Source organism: Marinobacter bryozoorum (assembly GCF_023156245.1).
In the GTDB taxonomy this organism is placed as follows: Bacteria; Pseudomonadota; Gammaproteobacteria; order Pseudomonadales; family Oleiphilaceae; genus Marinobacter; species Marinobacter bryozoorum.
This window is the reverse complement of record NZ_JAKZAH010000018.1, coordinates 25,412-40,850: the sequence shown is the minus strand read 5'-3', so window position 1 is coordinate 40,850 and position 15,439 is coordinate 25,412. Positions and strand designations below refer to the sequence as shown.

14 protein-coding genes are annotated in these 15,439 nt (G+C 60.2%); 12 read left to right on the top strand and 2 right to left on the bottom strand.

Features of this window, described 5'->3' with window-relative positions:
- Positions 1-4 precede the first annotated feature (4 nt).
- From MLC59_RS11440 to MLC59_RS11385, 12 genes are read left to right on the top strand one after another with little or no spacing between them, the layout of a single operon-like run.
- A complete protein-coding gene (locus MLC59_RS11440) occupies positions 5-676 on the top strand; it encodes a 3-deoxy-D-manno-octulosonic acid kinase (RefSeq protein ID WP_248234380.1) in 672 nt (223 codons plus the stop codon).
- On the top strand, positions 673-2,028 hold the full coding sequence (locus MLC59_RS11435) for an O-antigen ligase family protein (protein ID WP_248234379.1): 1,356 nt from the start codon (positions 673-675) through the stop codon (positions 2,026-2,028). Before MLC59_RS11440 ends, MLC59_RS11435 begins: the two co-directional genes overlap by 4 nt.
- A complete protein-coding gene (locus tag MLC59_RS11430; protein ID WP_282450960.1) occupies positions 2,025-2,711 on the top strand; it encodes an acylneuraminate cytidylyltransferase family protein in 687 nt (228 codons plus the stop codon). Before MLC59_RS11435 ends, MLC59_RS11430 begins: the two co-directional genes overlap by 4 nt.
- The gene (locus MLC59_RS11425; protein ID WP_248234377.1) at positions 2,711-4,324 is read left to right on the top strand and encodes an aldolase catalytic domain-containing protein; all 1,614 of its coding nucleotides are present in this window, start codon (positions 2,711-2,713) and stop codon (positions 4,322-4,324) included. The genes MLC59_RS11430 and MLC59_RS11425 overlap by 1 nt, the downstream gene beginning before the upstream one ends.
- A gap of 50 nt (positions 4,325-4,374) precedes the next feature.
- On the top strand, positions 4,375-5,643 hold the full coding sequence (locus tag MLC59_RS11420; RefSeq protein WP_248234376.1) for a hypothetical protein: 1,269 nt from the start codon (positions 4,375-4,377) through the stop codon (positions 5,641-5,643).
- Positions 5,643-6,383 (top strand): protein kinase family protein, encoded by a 741-nt coding sequence (locus tag MLC59_RS11415; RefSeq protein WP_248234375.1) that lies wholly within the window; start codon positions 5,643-5,645, stop codon positions 6,381-6,383. Before MLC59_RS11420 ends, MLC59_RS11415 begins: the two co-directional genes overlap by 1 nt.
- Positions 6,380-7,456, top strand: a complete 1,077-nt coding sequence (locus MLC59_RS11410) for a glycosyltransferase (protein ID WP_248234373.1) — start codon at positions 6,380-6,382, stop codon at positions 7,454-7,456. The genes MLC59_RS11415 and MLC59_RS11410 overlap by 4 nt, the downstream gene beginning before the upstream one ends.
- A gap of 28 nt (positions 7,457-7,484) precedes the next feature.
- Positions 7,485-8,123: a hypothetical protein gene (locus tag MLC59_RS11405; protein WP_248234372.1), complete on the top strand. Its 639-nt coding sequence runs from the start codon at positions 7,485-7,487 to the stop codon at positions 8,121-8,123.
- A 40-nt stretch (positions 8,124-8,163) separates the two neighbouring features.
- Positions 8,164-8,829: an HAD family hydrolase gene (locus MLC59_RS11400; RefSeq protein ID WP_248234371.1), complete on the top strand. Its 666-nt coding sequence runs from the start codon at positions 8,164-8,166 to the stop codon at positions 8,827-8,829.
- Positions 8,810-11,926: a PEP/pyruvate-binding domain-containing protein gene (locus MLC59_RS11395; RefSeq protein WP_248234370.1), complete on the top strand. Its 3,117-nt coding sequence runs from the start codon at positions 8,810-8,812 to the stop codon at positions 11,924-11,926. Before MLC59_RS11400 ends, MLC59_RS11395 begins: the two co-directional genes overlap by 20 nt.
- On the top strand, positions 11,926-12,570 hold the full coding sequence (locus tag MLC59_RS11390; RefSeq protein ID WP_248234369.1) for a gamma-glutamyl-gamma-aminobutyrate hydrolase family protein: 645 nt from the start codon (positions 11,926-11,928) through the stop codon (positions 12,568-12,570). The genes MLC59_RS11395 and MLC59_RS11390 overlap by 1 nt, the downstream gene beginning before the upstream one ends.
- Positions 12,558-13,337, top strand: coding sequence for a phosphocholine cytidylyltransferase family protein (locus MLC59_RS11385; protein ID WP_248234367.1), 780 nt, complete (start codon positions 12,558-12,560; stop codon positions 13,335-13,337). The genes MLC59_RS11390 and MLC59_RS11385 overlap by 13 nt, the downstream gene beginning before the upstream one ends.
- A gap of 16 nt (positions 13,338-13,353) precedes the next feature.
- Here MLC59_RS11385 and MLC59_RS11380 read toward each other — a convergent pair whose 3' ends face one another.
- Together MLC59_RS11380 and MLC59_RS11375 are read right to left on the bottom strand one after the other, a co-directional pair.
- A complete protein-coding gene (locus MLC59_RS11380) occupies positions 13,354-14,283 on the bottom strand; it encodes a sulfotransferase (protein ID WP_248234366.1) in 930 nt (309 codons plus the stop codon).
- The gene (locus tag MLC59_RS11375) at positions 14,280-15,437 is read right to left on the bottom strand and encodes a glycosyltransferase (protein ID WP_248234364.1); all 1,158 of its coding nucleotides are present in this window, start codon (positions 15,435-15,437) and stop codon (positions 14,280-14,282) included. The genes MLC59_RS11380 and MLC59_RS11375 overlap by 4 nt, the downstream gene beginning before the upstream one ends.
- Positions 15,438-15,439: the final 2 nt, after the last annotated feature.

The following is a 15,439-nucleotide window of genomic DNA, read 5'->3' as shown; positions in this document are numbered from 1 at the left end:
TCCGATGCTGCTTACAAATCCTGTCTACAAGGGCGTTACCGAAGACTGGTTCAATCCCGAATGGTGGGGTTTCCGGGCACAGCCCGTTGCGGCCGGTGGGAGGGGCAGTGCCTGGTTCCTGGATACCGACCAGGGCGACATGGTGTTGCGGCACTATCGTCGAGGCGGCCTGGCCGCAAGGCTTTCAGAACGCAGTTACCTGTATACCGGTTGGGGCCGGACACGGGCGGTGCGTGAGTTTGGCTTGCTGGAGCAACTGTACGGCCGGGGCCTGCCAGTACCTGAGCCCGTCGCTGCCAGGGCGGTACTGCACGGGTTGTTTTACCGGGCAGCTATCATTATACGACGCATCCCTGCCGCGGCTCCCTGGCCGGACGCCAGCCGGCGCCTGGAAGGAGAGCTCTGGCGCTCCATAGGCGCAATGATCCGACAGTTCCACGAGGCGGGCCTCGACCACGTTGATCTCAATTGCGACAACATCCTTGTTACCAGCGCCGCTGTTTATCTGATTGACTTTGATCGGTGCCGGATGCTTCCCCCCGACACGACGGCCAGGTGGCGTAGTGGTAACCTGAGTCGCCTGAAGCGATCCGTGGACAAACGGTTTTCAGACCTCGCCGATAGTGACCGGGAGCGACTCTGGAAGAGCCTTGAACAGGGATACGCCAGGTCGTGACCTTGTTCAGAGATGTCTGCGGGAGTGCGTCACATCCCCTGCAACAGGTTGTCGCATGTCTGGTCATGCTGTCTGCCGGAGCCTTCTTTACGCTCTACGTGGTTTCTCCCCTGGGCTACAGGGTGGGCCCGGCGCTGTTACTTATCACCTCCCTTACCGTGCTCCTGTTCCGGCCCGGGGCTTTATGGACCCGGCCGGATAACGCCAGTGGCTGGCTACTGGCATCACTGCTGTTCTACACCCTGTGTCTGGCGGCGGTACTGTTCATACACCAGGCGGATTCGTCGGAGTTTGACCTTCCACTTCGCTACCTGGCGGCCGGTTTGGTGCTGTTGCTTCTGCTGCAGTTTCCGGTCAGCCCCAGGCTCCTATATGGCTCGGCAGCACTGGGGGGCGTTGTTGCAGCGGGAGTGGCCTTATACCAGGTTAGCGCAGTCGGCATGGATCGGGCCCAGGGCTTTGATAACCCAATCCATTTCGGAAATGGCGCACTGGCCCTTGCCGCCATCAGTGCGGCGGCCCTTGGCTGGGCTCGGTTTGAGCGTCACAGGGCGATATGGATGACCTGGTTGCTGGCCGGTATGGTTGGCGGACTGGTGGCATCGCTGATGTCCTGGACGCGGAGCGGATGGGTGGCGCTGCCATTTATGCTGATACTCGGTTTGCTGGCCTGGCGGGGCCGTTGGTCCGGGTGTGGTCGTAACGGGGGCACCGCCCTGGCTGTCGTCACTGCGGCGGTGTTGCTGGGGGCCTTGTTCCAGGTGGACACTGTCCGGTACCGGTTCGACCAGGCGGCCCAGGAGTTGGTGGGGTATTTCGAGCGGGGGCAGAACGATACTTCCATAGGCCTCAGGCTGGATATGTACCGGGCGGGCTTAACGGCTTTCAGTCGGGAGCCCTTGTCTGGTGCCGGGCCGGATGGTCTCGGCCAGGTCATCGATGAGTTGGTGGTGGCCGGTGAGATCCATCCGGACGTGGCGGGTTATCGCCATTTGCACAATCAGTACATTGATAACCTTGCCAGGTATGGCCTGCCTGGGCTGGTGTCGTATCTGTTACTGCTGGGAGTGCCCCTGACCCTGTTTTTCCTCAAGGCCAGGTCAGGGGATGCCAGGGTCAGTGCTGCCGGGTCGGCGGGTGTCCTGTTTGTGTCCCTGCATGTCGTCGTCAATCTGACACAGAGTATGCTGGAACGAAATATTGGCGTCATAATGTTTGTGTTCGGGGTTGTTTTCATTTGGTCGGCCCTGAAGTACGAGGAGGCCAGAGGCTCTGAAGCCTCTGTATCGCAACCCGGGTCAAAGGCAGACACCGGTTCAGGTTTACAGGACGGACAGCGAGGCGTGTTTTGACGATTACCTGCTTTTTACCTTGCCGCAAAGGCAGCGAGCGCGTGCCCAAAAAGAACATTCGGCCGTTTGCTGGCTATCAGTCCGGCCTGCTGGAAATCAAGCTGAAACAACTGCTGGGCTGCCGCAGGATCGATCATGTGGTGTTGTCGACCAATGATCCGGACATCATGGCCTATGCCCGCACCCTCAAGAGCGAGCGGCTGGAGGTCAGGCCGCGTGAGGACTCCCTGGCGTCGAGCAGCACCAGCACAGATGAGCTGATCGAATACGCCGGTGAACAGGTGCCCGATGGCGACATTCTGTGGACCCACGTCACCTCGCCGTTTCTGACCGCTGAGGACTACGACGCCATCATTGAAACCTGGCTGGACAAAAGGTCGCAGGGTTATGATTCGCTGATGACCGTGTCCGAGATTCGCGGATTCATCTGGAACGCCTCCGGTCCGGTCAACTATGACCGCAATGTGGAGAAGTGGCCCCGTACCCAGACCCTCGATCCGCTCTACGAAATCAACAGTGCTGTGTTCCTTGCTCCGTCAGACGTATACCAGCGCTGTCGGGACCGGATCGGGGAGCGGCCCTATATGTATGTGCTGGACAAGGTCCAGGGGGTGGATATCGACTGGGAAGATGATTTTGCAATGGCACAGGCCATGCTGACGGCAGGGCTGGGGAGAGTCTGATGGGCCGTACCTCGCTGACCTTCCTGGATTGCACGCTCCGGGATGGTGGTTACTACAATAACTGGGACTTTGACGCGGACCTGGTCCGGCGCTACCTGCGGGCCATGACTGCGGCTGGTGTGAATGTGGTGGAAATGGGGCTGCGTTCCTTGCGCGACGATGGCTTCAAGGGCGCCTGTGCCTATAGCACGGATGAGTACCTTGCCTCGCTTGGCCCGCCACCGGGTCTCGACATTGGCGTCATGGTCAATGCTGCAGAGCTCGTTGGTGGCGACACAGTGGCAGAACCGTTGGCCTTGCTTTTTCCGCGCCCCTGTAGTGAATCGCCCGTGGACCTGGTGCGTATCGCCTGCCATGTGCATGAATTTGGTGAAGCCCTTGAAGCGAGCACCTGGCTCAAGGACCGGGGCTACCGTGTCGGGTTCAACCTCATGCAGGTGGCTGACCAGGGTGAAGCTGAGATCGAGGCGTTGGCGCAAATGGCGTCCCGTTATCCGCTGGACGTGCTGTACTTTGCGGACAGCCTTGGCAGCATGGGGCCGGAGCACTCCTGCCGTATCGTGGGCTGGCTGCGCCGCCATTGGCAGGGTGAGCTGGGCATCCATACCCACGATAACCTGCGCATGGCACTTCAGAATACCCTGGCCGCCATGGATGCCGGTGTCACCTGGGTGGACTCTACGGTGACCGGTATGGGGCGTGGGCCGGGGAATGCCCGTACCGAGGAACTGGCGATTGAGATCGCTGCTGCCAGGGGCGAAGGCATTTCTCTGGTTCCACTTATGCAGGTTATCCGGTCGGATTTCCGGCCCATGCAGGAACGATTCGGGTGGGGTACCAACCCGTTCTATTACCTCGCCGGACGTTACCGTATTCACCCTACCTATATTCAGGAGATGCTGTCTGACTCGCGGTACAGCGAAGAAGATGTGCTGGCTGTTATCGAGCACCTCCGGGTCAAGGGTGGGAAAAAATTCAGCTTTGACGCCCTCGACAGTGCCCGGCATTTCTATCGGCAGACCGGAGAGGGGCGCTGGCAGCCCCGGTCGCGGCTGGATGGCCGGGAGGTGCTGTTACTGGGCACCGGGCCTGGCGTTAGCCGTCACCGGTGGGCCATCGAAAGTTATATCCGCCGGCATAACCCTGTGGTTATCGCACTGAACACCCAGGCGGAAGTGGACGCGGGCCTGATCGACCTTCGGGTCGCCTGCCACCCGGTGCGGCTGCTGGCGGACCAGCAGGTTCATTCACGCTTGCCTCAACCACTGATCACGCCGTGGTCGACGCTCAGCGATGAGCTCAGGGCTTCGCTTGCGGATAAGGAGGTCCTGGATTATGGCCTGCGGGTTGAGACCGGTCGATATGAGTTTGGCGCAACCAGCTGTACCCTGCCCACCTCACTGGTGGTGGCCTATGCCCTGGCTATCGCATCCGGTGGTAATGCTTGCCGCGTCCTCATGGCTGGTTTCGATGGTTACAGCGCTGATGATCCGCGCACCAGGGAAATGCGGGAGTTGCTGACCCTGTATCAGCAGACCCCTGGCGCCCGGGAATTGCTGGCGGTCACGCCGACCCGGCATGAAATTCCTGAGCGGTCCATATACGCCATGTAATCGGCGAATCGCTTATACTGCGACGCACCTCTGGCAGACGTCTGGCAACTATGTTTGGTCAATTTTTCTATCGACGAAAACGCAAGGACCGCTGGTGGCGCTACCTGGTCCTCAGGGATGCCTTCGTGGCAGCCAGCGAGGCCGGTAGGCCGGATGCTGTCCACAACAGGCTCGGGTGGGCTGCCCGGCGAACCGGTATTCCGTTGTCAGGGCCGGTCTGTGATTTCTGGGGCGAGCTGGTCGCGGTAAGCGCGGCGAGAAGCCCGGTCCTGGATGACAGGGCAGTTGAGGCTCTGCAGGCCAATGGGGCCGGGCTGTCTCCGGACTTGCTTCCGGCATCCGCCTGGCTGGATCTGTTTCGGTTAGCCATGGGGATCGGCCTGTTCTCGGTTGCCAGCAGCCTGCGGGAAAAAGCCCTGGACAGAATGATTGCTGATGGCGAAACGCCAGGTGCTGACCTCGCGATCCTTACGCTGGCCTGTTATGCGGACCTGGAGCGGGGTCAGGTCAACCGTGCCGTTCACTGGCTGGACCAGATGTCAGAGGCCGGCTGCGATCAGTCGCGCCTTTTGCAGGCAGGCTGGTTCCTGGCGTTGATGTCAGGTGATCGGGAACCGGTGGACGGGTGTCCGCTGCGTAAGGCCTCTCCGGAGGACATGGCATTTGGCAAACTGGTTGAGAGCCGTCGCGTGGCACTGGTCGGGCCGGTGGCCTCGGAGGTGGAACAGGGGGCTGAAATCGATGGCCACGACCTGGTGGTCAAGCTGGGCTACCGCGGTGGTAGCCATGGTTGTGAACCCGCAATGCAGGGAAGACGGGTCGATATCAGCTACTACAACAATACCCAGGCCCGGTCACTGTCACAGACTGAGTTTGGCGATGTGTTTGCGGTACTCCGCTGGGGAGTCTGTCATAACCGGAAGGGTTCATCCTGTTTCAAGCCGGCCCCGGCCAATCTCAGGCAATTACGATCCCTGCAGTGGCTCTTGCCGGATACCCACTTCAATGCCGGTCCCAATGCGATTATCGACCTTCTGCGCTTCTCGCCTGCCGGTATCCGCGTTTTCAATACCGACCTTATGCTGTCATCAGGCCGTTTTGCCGGCTATCGGGAGGCAGGGGATGAGGAAACCGATTACACCCGCTCCTTTATCAAAACCCATGACCCGATATTGCAGTACCGGGTTATGCACCGGTTGTGGTCCCTGGGCAGAATTGATGGCGATAATCGTTTTGAAGAGGTTATGGCGATGGGGCTCGAGGGCTACCTGAGCGAGCTGCAAAAAGCCTATGGTGCAACGGAACGGGCGCTGTTGTGATGGGCGCCAGGTATTCCTTCCAGAATGGCTGGCAGGTCCTCTCGGCCCTTGGCGAGCAGCAAAGCCACCACCTGTGTGCTGACATTCTCGATGACAACCTCGTCCGGCAGCATGTGTTCCGGGATAACTGGCGTACGCTCAGTGCCAATGTCCGGGTGAACGACAGGTCGCTGCTGCTGAAAATCCCCCGCGCCCGCAACGGGCGACGCTGGGAGCGGATTCTTACCATGTTTCGCGGTAGCGATGCCTTGCGCAGCTTTCGTCATCTGGAGATGATGTCGGAGTTGGGGCTCAGTGCGCCTGAACCGGTATTGGCGGCGGAGTTCCGCAGCCATGGCATGGTGACAGACTCCTTTGTCTGCTATGACTTTGTGGAAGGTCGTCGGCCTGATATCGAGGATGCCCCGGCGATCCTCGATGCCCTCAGGACACTGCACGGCAAGGGGTACCTTCGAAACGATGCCCAGTTGGCAAACTTCCTGATTCGTGGGGATGGTGAGGTGGTGTTCATCGATTTTCGCCTCAAGCGCCCTCGTTTACTGCCGGCGCTGCAGAAAGCCCGGGAGCTGGACCGGTTTCTGAGAAGCTGCCCGGAGGCCAGGTCAGAGCTGACACAGGCTGAGGCTTCATCGATCTGGTTTCGCCTTGCCCACGCCCTCGAGAATCTCAGCTTTGCACGTCGTCGATGGAAACGGTACTTTCGGGACCGCCGCAAAGCCAGAGCAGGTCACAGGTCATGAACACTGCCGTACTTTTCTGCCCCTCCAAAGTCTGGGGCGGCATTGAGAAAAACGTCTTGCTGCGTGCCCGCTTTCTCGGGGAAAGTGGTGTGCAGGTCTATGTGGTGTTGCTCAAGGGCTACTTCGCAGACCGGTTTGATGGCCTTGAGAATGTCTCGGTGATCGAGGTGAAGTCCCGCGGGGGCGACTTCAACGTTTTCGTTGTCGCCAATTACGTGAGGATTCTGCGACGATTGCGGCCGGATGTGGTCTTTGCGGCACTGAAGAAAGACTGGTGGCTGGTATCGCTATCGGCAAGGCTGGCAGGGGTTGATCGCATTGTGCTCTATCTCGGGATTGCCCGTCGTGTGAAAAGCCCGGTGAAGTTCTTCCTTATTTTCCGGGTATTCAGGGCGATTCTGATGGTCAACAGCGACTCGCTCCGGGATGACATGCTGAAGTACCCGAAGTTCTTTGACCGTAATAACGTGGTGCGGGTCTACAACGGTTTTGCCAGGCCATCCGAGGAAGCGGACGCGCTGGATTTTCGCACCATGTTCGATCTTCCTCAGGAGTCAGTCATCGTGGGTTGTGCCGGGCGATTCAGTCCCATGAAAGGCTTCGATCAGCTGCCAGACATACTGGCCAGGTTGCCGGAATATGTTCACGTCGTCCATGCCGGTGAAGGCGAGTTCGAGCAGGAGATTCGCTCGGCGATCGAGCAGCGCCCGGAATCCCGTCGTATCCACTTCCTCGGTTACCGAAAGGACATGCACCGTTTCTTCAAGGGGCTCGACCTGTTCCTGCTGTGCTCCCGCAACGAGGGCATGGCGAATGTGCTGAATGAAGCCCTGAGTCACGGCGTTCCGGTGGTTTCAACGCGGGTGCCCGGTAGCGAGGAACTGCTGGGGCATGGCCGTTATGGCGTGCTGGTCGATATCGATGATATCGAAGCCATGGCCGCTGCGATTGATTCACTGATCCGGGGCGAACAGCGGTTTGATGAAAGCGAGCTGCGGTCCTGGATCGAATCAGAATTCGGGATGGATCGGATGATCCGGGAAACCACCCGGCTGTTTTTCGGCCGTGGCTGAAATCGAACCCATGTTATAAGGGCGTCATTTGTCTCTGAAATACCAGCTCCGTGCATTCTGGATTGATGGCTTTAACCGGCTCCGCTATGGTGCGCAAGCGCCCCGCTATGCAGAGCGAGTATGGATCCAGCCGTCAGCATGCCACCGTTATATCGAGGCCGCAGACCTGGCAAAGCACCTTGGGTCCCGGGTACGGCAGATGTCGGGCAAGGTTGTCCAGAAATGGCCTTCCGAGCTGGAGCAGCCTTTTGAGAACCATCCGAAACTGACCTATTGCTGGAATCACTGGCGTGATGGCCAGGATTGGAACGAGGCCGGTGCCATCGGGTTCATGCTCAGCCGTATTGCCGTTTCACCCACGGGTGTTACCGACCATTGCCGGACGCCTGAAGATGTCCAGGCCCGTTTTGATAACCTGGACCGTATCCGGGACGATGTCTTGCAGCGTGGGCGTTTCCCGTCACGGCAGGAGCTTGATCCGGGCAACTATCGTGAGGTGGGTGGCATACTCATGCACCTGGGGCCGGAAGGCGAGCCGATATTTTCCGGAGCGGGCTGTCACCGTTTTGCGATTGCCATGTTGATGGACCAGCCTTTCCCGGCGCAGCTTGGCTGCGTCCATGAGTCAGCCCTGCAATACCTGCCAGGATTGCGCCGGACGCCCTGAGCTGCCAGGACCTGCGCCCTCATCAGCTATCGGAGAAGTTATGTCGTCATTGAAAGCGTATTCAACCTGGGTCTTTGACTGTGACGGCGTGCTGCTGCATTCGAACCGGGTCAAAACCGATGCTTTCTATCGCGCCGCCGAGCCCTACGGTACGGACAAGGCCAGGGCACTGGTCGACTACCATGTCATTAATGGCGGAATCTCCCGCTACATCAAGTTCCGGACCTTCCTCTCTGATATTGTCGGCCGAGAGCAAGTGGATGAGGAAGAGCTCGACACCTTGCTTCAGTGCTACGCCGGCTCTGTCTGGGAGGGATTGTTGTCCTGCGATGTGGCGCAGGGGCTGGAGCGGTTGCGGACGCTGACCCCGGATGCCTCCTGGCTGGTGGTTTCCGGTGGTGACCAGGCGGAGTTGCGGGCGGTGTTCGCAGAGCGTGGCCTGGCGAAGTACTTTGACGGGGGTATCTATGGCAGCCCGGACACCAAGGACGAGATCCTGTCACGAACCATCCAGTCTGGTGTTCTCCGCAAGCCTGCGCTGTTCGTAGGCGACAGCCGCTATGACATCGAAGCGGCAACCCGGGCGGGGCTGGACTTTGTATTCCTTAGGCGCTGGAGTGAGTCCGACCATGACTTTGCCGGCGCATTGTTAAAACTTGAGGGAATTGACTCCATCGTGTCCCTCCTTGAGCAGAAACATGGGTGAGTGTGTGGTGAATACCTCCGGCAAGGCTGTAAATAACCGCCTGATCATCCTCGGTGCCGGCAAGCCGTTTCGTGGCGAGCAGCACAGCGTTCTGAGGGGCACGACTGGCCACCGGCGGGTTCTGGACTGGTTGCTGCATGCCATGGCCAGTACGGACCCGGAGATTCACTTTGTCGGTGGCTACCAGCTGGATGAGGTGGCCCAGTGCTACCCGGATCTCCACTATGTGGTTAACGCCAACTGGGCAACTACCGGCGCTGCGGCATCACTGCTGGAAGCGCCACTGAATGACCGTTTCACCCACTATGTTTCCTTTGCCGACATTCTGTTTCGTCAGTCGTCTGTGGGCGCGCTGGCTGACAATACCGCCGATATCGCTATGCTGGTGGACACCCACTGGCGGTCGCGGGTGGACCGCACAGGCGACGACCTTGTCCGGTGTGAAAAGGTCAATCTTCACGGTTCCCAGGTGACCCGGCTGGGGCGTGATATTTTACCGGAGTTGGCGGATGCGGAATTTGTGGGGTTGGTGAAGCTGTCGCCCCGGGTTGTGGCATACCTTGACCAGCACCGGGACCAGCTCCCCGGGGCCTTCCGCAGCGGCAGCCTTTCGCAGCTGGTGGAATACTTGCGGGTCAGGGGCTTTTCCACGGAAGCCGTGGACGTGGCTGGCGACTGGGCGGAACTCAATGACCCCAGTGATCTCAGCCGTTTCATCCTGGGAACCAAGGCCCAGACCCTGCATCGGCTACAGGGGATGGTGAGTTGCAGTCGTATTGAGGACCAGGTCAGCTTCACGGTGTCAGCCTGGCAGGAAAATCCGTCTGACATTCTCTCAGACATTTCCCGCCGCCTTGCTGATTCCGACCGGTTGGTTGTGCGCAGCAGCGCCCTGTCGGAGGATGGGTTTGGTGTGTCCAACGCCGGCGCCTATACCAGCCTGCTGAACATTGAGCGGGCGTCGGCGCAGGCGCTAAGTGCTGCGATTGATGAGGTGATTGCGTCCTACCCGGACGGACATCCGGAGAACCAGGTGCTGGTGCAGCCGATGCTGGAGAGCGTGGTTGCCAGCGGTGTGGCATTCACTCGCGTACTGGCGACCGGCGCACCCTATTATGTGATTAACTACGACGATATCACCCGCAGCACCGAGTCCATCACCAGCGGCTCGAGCCGCGAGCACAAGACACTTTTTCTGCACCGCAGTGCTCCGGACGGGCACTGCAATATTCCCGATAACCTGGCAGGCCTGGTACCCGCGTTGCGGGAGGTGGAGTCGCTGTTGGATTTCGATTCGCTGGATATCGAATTTGCCATTTCCGAAGGCGGTTTGATCCATATCCTCCAGGTGCGTCCCATTGCGGTGCAGCATGAACTGGACAGCGCCGATGCGGCCGAAGAGGCCATGATGCGGGCACAGGCACGCTTTGCGGAGCTGCAGGCGCCCGGTCCTTTCCTGGTCGGTCGCAGGACGATGTTTGGCGTGATGCCGGACTGGAATCCAGCCGAGATTATTGGCACCCGGCCAGGTCGCCTGGCCGCAAGCCTCTACCGTTACCTGATCCTTGACGATGTCTGGGCCCGGCAAAGGGCTGAATACGGTTACCGGGATGTGCGCCCGCAACCGTTACTGGTCCAGTTTGCAGGCCATCCCTATATTGATATTCGTGCCAGCTTTAACTCCTTTGTTCCGGCCACCCTGAGCGATGACCTGGCGGGGCGGCTGGTGGATTTCTACCTGGACTGGCTGCAGGCCCATCCCCACTTGCATGACAAGGTTGAGTTCGAGGTCGTCCCTACCTGTTACTCCCTTGACTTCCAGCACTGGCGCGAGCGCCTGCAAACCCATGGGACGTTCAGTGCCGGAGAGCTTGACGAAGTGTCTGAGGGGCTTCGGGCCATAACCACTGCCGCATTTCACAGGACGGAAGCTGACCTGGCCGCAGTGGATGGGTTCAGGCAGCGCTTCGAGCGGCTGCGTGGGACCGCCTTGCCGCCCCTGGACAAGGCGTTGGCATTGCTGGAGGAGTGTCGGCGGTATGGCACCTGTACCTTCTCACACCTGGCCCGCAGTGCCTTTGTGGCGGTGACGTTATTGCGCTCAGCGGTGTCCGAGGGGGTGCTGTCGGGGGCGGCGATGGAGGCTTTCATGCAGTCGATCCGCACTGTCTCTCACCGGTTTACCGAGGATGCGGAGCTGGTTCGGCAAGGCAAGCGATCCTTTGCGGAGCTGGTGGAAACCTGGGGGCACCTGCGCCCGGGCACCTACGATATTACCTCGGCCAGCTACGGAGAGTTGCCGGATACCTACTTGCGCCCGGTGGTGGAACGTGGCGGTCATGGTGCATCGGGCCGGGCCAGCCAGGCGACCCCGGATCTGTGGCAGGCTGAGCGCAATACGTTTCTGGAGGCCCTGGCACAGTCAGGCTTGCCCTCCGAACCCGGGCTGGTGGAGGGGTTTCTGCGCGGCGCGATTGAAGGTCGTGAGCTGGCAAAGTTCGAGTTTACCCGCCATCTTTCACTGGCCCTGGACTGCCTGGCGGAGTTTGGCGCTGGCCATGGTATTGACCGCGAGCAAATGGCCCGTATTCCTGTCGAAGCCCTTTCAGCGCTGAGGGCGGGCACCGCGGAAGTGAACGATGTCGGGCGCTGGCTTGCACAGCAGGCGGAAGAGGGATATGAGGCGGCTAGGGGGGCGGCCCTGGTGGAGTTGCCGCCATTGCTGACCTGCCAGGAGGACTTTCAGGGCTTTTTGTTTGCGGATAGCCATGCCAATTATATTGGTGCCAGCCGGGTTCAGGCGGAATGCGTGGACCTGTCATCGGACGGACTGGCGGCCGAAGCAGATCGCCCGTCGCTGGCCGGTCGCATTGTCCTGATTCCCCAGGCTGACCCGGGATACGACTGGCTCTTCGGCCATGGCATTGCGGGCCTGGTAACCCTGTATGGTGGCGCCAATTCCCATATGGCGATCCGCGCTGCAGAGTTTGGCCTGCCCGCCGCCATTGGTGTCGGTGAGGCGCGGTATGCCCGCCTGGCGGGTGCTGCGGTAGTGGAGCTCGATCCGGCCAACAAGCGGCTGGAGGTGGTTCACTGATGCGGATTGCCATTACCCAGCGGGTGGAGGTCGTTGCCTCCCACGGCGAACGCCGTGACTGCCTGGATCAGCAGTGGGCCCCCTTCCTGGAGGCGCTGGGGCTGGTGGCCTTGCCGGTTCCCAACAGCCTGCGGTCGCCGGAGCAGTGGCTGGATGGCCAGGCCGTGGACGGCGTGGTACTGACCGGCGGCAATGATCTTTCCAGTCTGGTCGGCGGCAGTAACCAGGCCCGGGAACGGGACCGGACGGAAGCGGCATGTCTGTCCCTGGCCCGCTCCCGACGGATTCCGGTGCTTGGGGTCTGCCGGGGCATGCAGATGCTCAACCACTGGCTCGGTGGTCGCCTCGAGCCCGTCCCGGGGCACACCGCTGTTCGCCATCAGCTCCAGGGCACGCCATCTGAAATCGCTTTCGACGCCTTTACCGAGGTGAACAGTTTCCACGACTGGGGTGTACCGGCCGGTGGCCTCGCCCCTGAACTGATCCCCCAGCTCTTCAGTGAAGATGGCTTTATTGAAGCCTTCACTCACAAATCCCTTCCCTGGGCTGGGATCATGTGGCACCCGGAGCGGGAGACGCCTTTCCGAGAGGCAGACAAGGCACTTTTCAACCGAATTTTCAGAGAAGGTTTATGCAGACACTGATTCTGGCGGCGGGGCAGGGTACCCGGCTTCGTCCCTATACCAATGACCGTCCCAAGTGCATGGTAGAGCTCGCAGGCAAACCCTTGCTCCACCGACAGCTGGCCGCCATGACCCGTTGCGGCGTTGAGTCCGGCATCACCGTTATTGGTGGCTACCGGGCGAATGACCTGGACGCTCCTGGTTGCGACATAGTGATTAACCCGCGCTTTGACCAGACCAATATGGTGCTGACCTTGTTTGCGGCCCGTGACCGGATGCTCGATGGCGAAGACCTGCTGATCAGTTACGGGGATATTGTCTATGAGCCCCGCGTCCTGCAGGCGGTGCTCGACTGCGATGCTCCGGTCTGCCTGGCCGCGGACCGGGAGTGGAAACGACTCTGGAAACTGCGCATGGATGAGCCGCTGGATGACGCCGAAACCTTCCGGATGGACGATAAGGGGCAGGTTATGGAGCTTGGCAAGAAACCAGAAAGCTATGACCAGGTCCAGGCTCAATACATGGGTTTGATAAAGATACGTGGTGACCAGGTGGCGGCGTTCAAGGCATTCTTCGACGGGCTCGACCGAGAGGCCCGCTATGATGGCAAGGATTTCGATAATATGTACATGACCAGCCTGGTGCAGGGACTGATCGATGCCGGGTGGCTGGTACAGGCCTGCCTGGTGAATAACGGGTGGCTGGAAGTGGACACAGCCGAAGAGCTGAAAGCCTATGAGGCCATGGCGGCCTCCGGCAAGCTGGACACCTATTGCCTGCTTGACTGAACCTGCGGCCGGGCGATCATTCCTGGAGTTGTTCCCGAAGCGCGTATAGCCGGTCCACCAGTGGCCGGTAGGGCTTCAGCATGGACTGAATCTTTTCTTCCTGGCCAATGCCGATGTTTTTGATGGACTGGCTGGGGTCGAAGGGGGCGTCATTGCCCTGACGATTTTCCAGGCCCAGGTACCGGGTGATGCGCTCCGCCTCACGGGAGTGGTCTTTTACGAAGGTTTCAAAGTTGACGGTTAACAGGTGGCCCATAGGCAAGGTCTGTTCCAGTGCCTTCAGGTGCGCCATTTTTGCGGCAATCCCCTTGAGAACATAGGCAATATCGTCCTGTTCCGAGTCGTCGAAAGCTGGATCGGACTTACGTTTGCCAATCTTGCCCTGGCGCACTACCTCCGCAAACTGGTCCTGCGGGTCCCGGTGAACGACCACCAGCCGGTAGGGGCTGAACACACCAGGCCAGCATGCCTCGTGCTTGCCTACCCAGATGGGCTGGTTCCAGACCACGGCCTGGTGGTTACCGGCCAGCCTTGCGCTCAGCGCCTGAAACCACTGGTTCCACACGCTATCGTCGGAGGGTGCACCGCCCGCAGCAAGGTGGGCGCGATACTGCTTCAGGTACTCAAGTTTCAGGCGGTTATGAAACATCTGCTCCTTCAGCGGCAGTTCTGAGGGGGCACTCACCTTGCGCTGCTTCCACGCAGCGGCAGGCAGCTTGCCAAGGGCGGTTTCAAGCCACATCCGGCGTGCCAGTTGTCGGGCCTCTTTGCCCGACGCTGCCTCGAGCATGCTGCCAATCCGGCCCTGACGCTTGAAGTCGGTAAACTCGCCCCGGGGTACAACGCAGTCTGGGTGGCCTTTCAGGTAGTCCACGACCGCCCCTGAGCCGGACCAGTAGATACCCGCGACCAGGATGTTCAGAGGCAGGGGCGACGCTGTCTTCATGTCTGTGACTCCCCAGGTGCTGTAAGGAATGCACTGACCACCACGTCACTGCGGAAAGGTGCCAGCCACTCAGGCCTGATCGTGATGGGGAGTTCGCTAATGGTGCGCTCCAGTCCCGCCGCCAGGCCTTCCGGCGTTGGTGGGGTCAGGTACAGCTCAAGTTCACCCTGGAAAACGAACCGGACGCCGCCGCGGCTGTCTGTGGAGAGAATGGGTGTTCCACACGCCAGTGCCTCGGTCAGCACAATGCCCAGCCCCTCGTATTCAGAGGCCAGCACGAACAGGTCGGCCCTGCGCATCCAGGGGTAGGGGTTACGGCGCTTGCCGGCGAACAGAACCCGGTCGGCAATGCCGAGATCCCTGGCTTTCTGCTCCAGCTCTTCCCGCAGGGGGCCTTCGCCGACAATGACCAGTTGATGAGGGATATCGGCCCGGGCGAAGGCTTCCATCAGCAAGGCGTGGCCCTTCTGGGGTACCAGGCGGGCGACGTTGACGATGTAGGGGGTGTCAGGGATATCCGGGTCGCTTTCCTGGGCCAGGGCCTGGATCGATTCCACCGGGCAGGGGTTGGTGATCACCCTCAGGCTTTTGGGGCTAATCCTGCCCAGGGCAAAGGCCTCCTCAGCGGATTCCATAACACCCGATGACACGCAGACCAGGTGACGGTTATCGAAGACCAGCTTCCACTCCCACCGCTTCTGCCATAACGGTCGGTCATAGTGGATGACATTTTCCAGCACGTAGACGCAACGATCATCCCGAAAAGACCAGAAATACTTGAAGGTACCCAGGCCCCGGAAAATGATGCGATCGAAGCGACCGTGCTGCTTCTCCAGCTTCCGGATATGTTGTTTCAGCAGCCACCCCTGCAGCCAGCCTACCCACATGAAATGGGAGCGGGGCAGTATCACGCCCAGCAACAGGCGAGAGAGCAGGAACACGGGGATACCGATGACCGAAGCCATCAGGTGCCTTAGCTGGTCCCAATGGTGCAGGGTAACCCGGTTGTCGGCCGGTTTCAGGTCATTGGGGCGGTCACGGCAGGCCAGCAGGTGGCTGTCATGGCCCTGTTCGGCAAAGGCGTCGGCCAGGTTCACTGCGACCCGCTCCATGCCGCCCATTTTCAGGCTGTGGATAACGACCAGGGTTCTCATGG

Excerpts from the sequence above, each read along its gene's own strand:
- MLC59_RS11375 (WP_248234364.1), bottom strand. The coding sequence starts at position 15,437 with ATGAGAACCCTGGTCGTTATCCACAGCCTGAAAATGGGCGGCATGGAG.
- MLC59_RS11440 (WP_248234380.1), top strand. The coding sequence starts at position 5 with ATGCTGCTTACAAATCCTGTCTACAAGGGCGTTACCGAAGACTGGTTC.
- MLC59_RS11415 (WP_248234375.1), top strand. The coding sequence starts at position 5,643 with ATGGGCGCCAGGTATTCCTTCCAGAATGGCTGGCAGGTCCTCTCGGCC.
- MLC59_RS11400 (WP_248234371.1), top strand. The coding sequence starts at position 8,164 with ATGTCGTCATTGAAAGCGTATTCAACCTGGGTCTTTGACTGTGACGGC.
- MLC59_RS11390 (WP_248234369.1), top strand. The coding sequence starts at position 11,926 with ATGCGGATTGCCATTACCCAGCGGGTGGAGGTCGTTGCCTCCCACGGC.
- MLC59_RS11420 (WP_248234376.1), top strand. The coding sequence starts at position 4,375 with ATGTTTGGTCAATTTTTCTATCGACGAAAACGCAAGGACCGCTGGTGG.
- MLC59_RS11425 (WP_248234377.1), top strand. The coding sequence starts at position 2,711 with ATGGGCCGTACCTCGCTGACCTTCCTGGATTGCACGCTCCGGGATGGT.
- MLC59_RS11380 (WP_248234366.1), bottom strand. The coding sequence starts at position 14,283 with ATGAAGACAGCGTCGCCCCTGCCTCTGAACATCCTGGTCGCGGGTATC.
- MLC59_RS11410 (WP_248234373.1), top strand. The coding sequence starts at position 6,380 with ATGAACACTGCCGTACTTTTCTGCCCCTCCAAAGTCTGGGGCGGCATT.
- MLC59_RS11385 (WP_248234367.1), top strand. The coding sequence starts at position 12,558 with ATGCAGACACTGATTCTGGCGGCGGGGCAGGGTACCCGGCTTCGTCCC.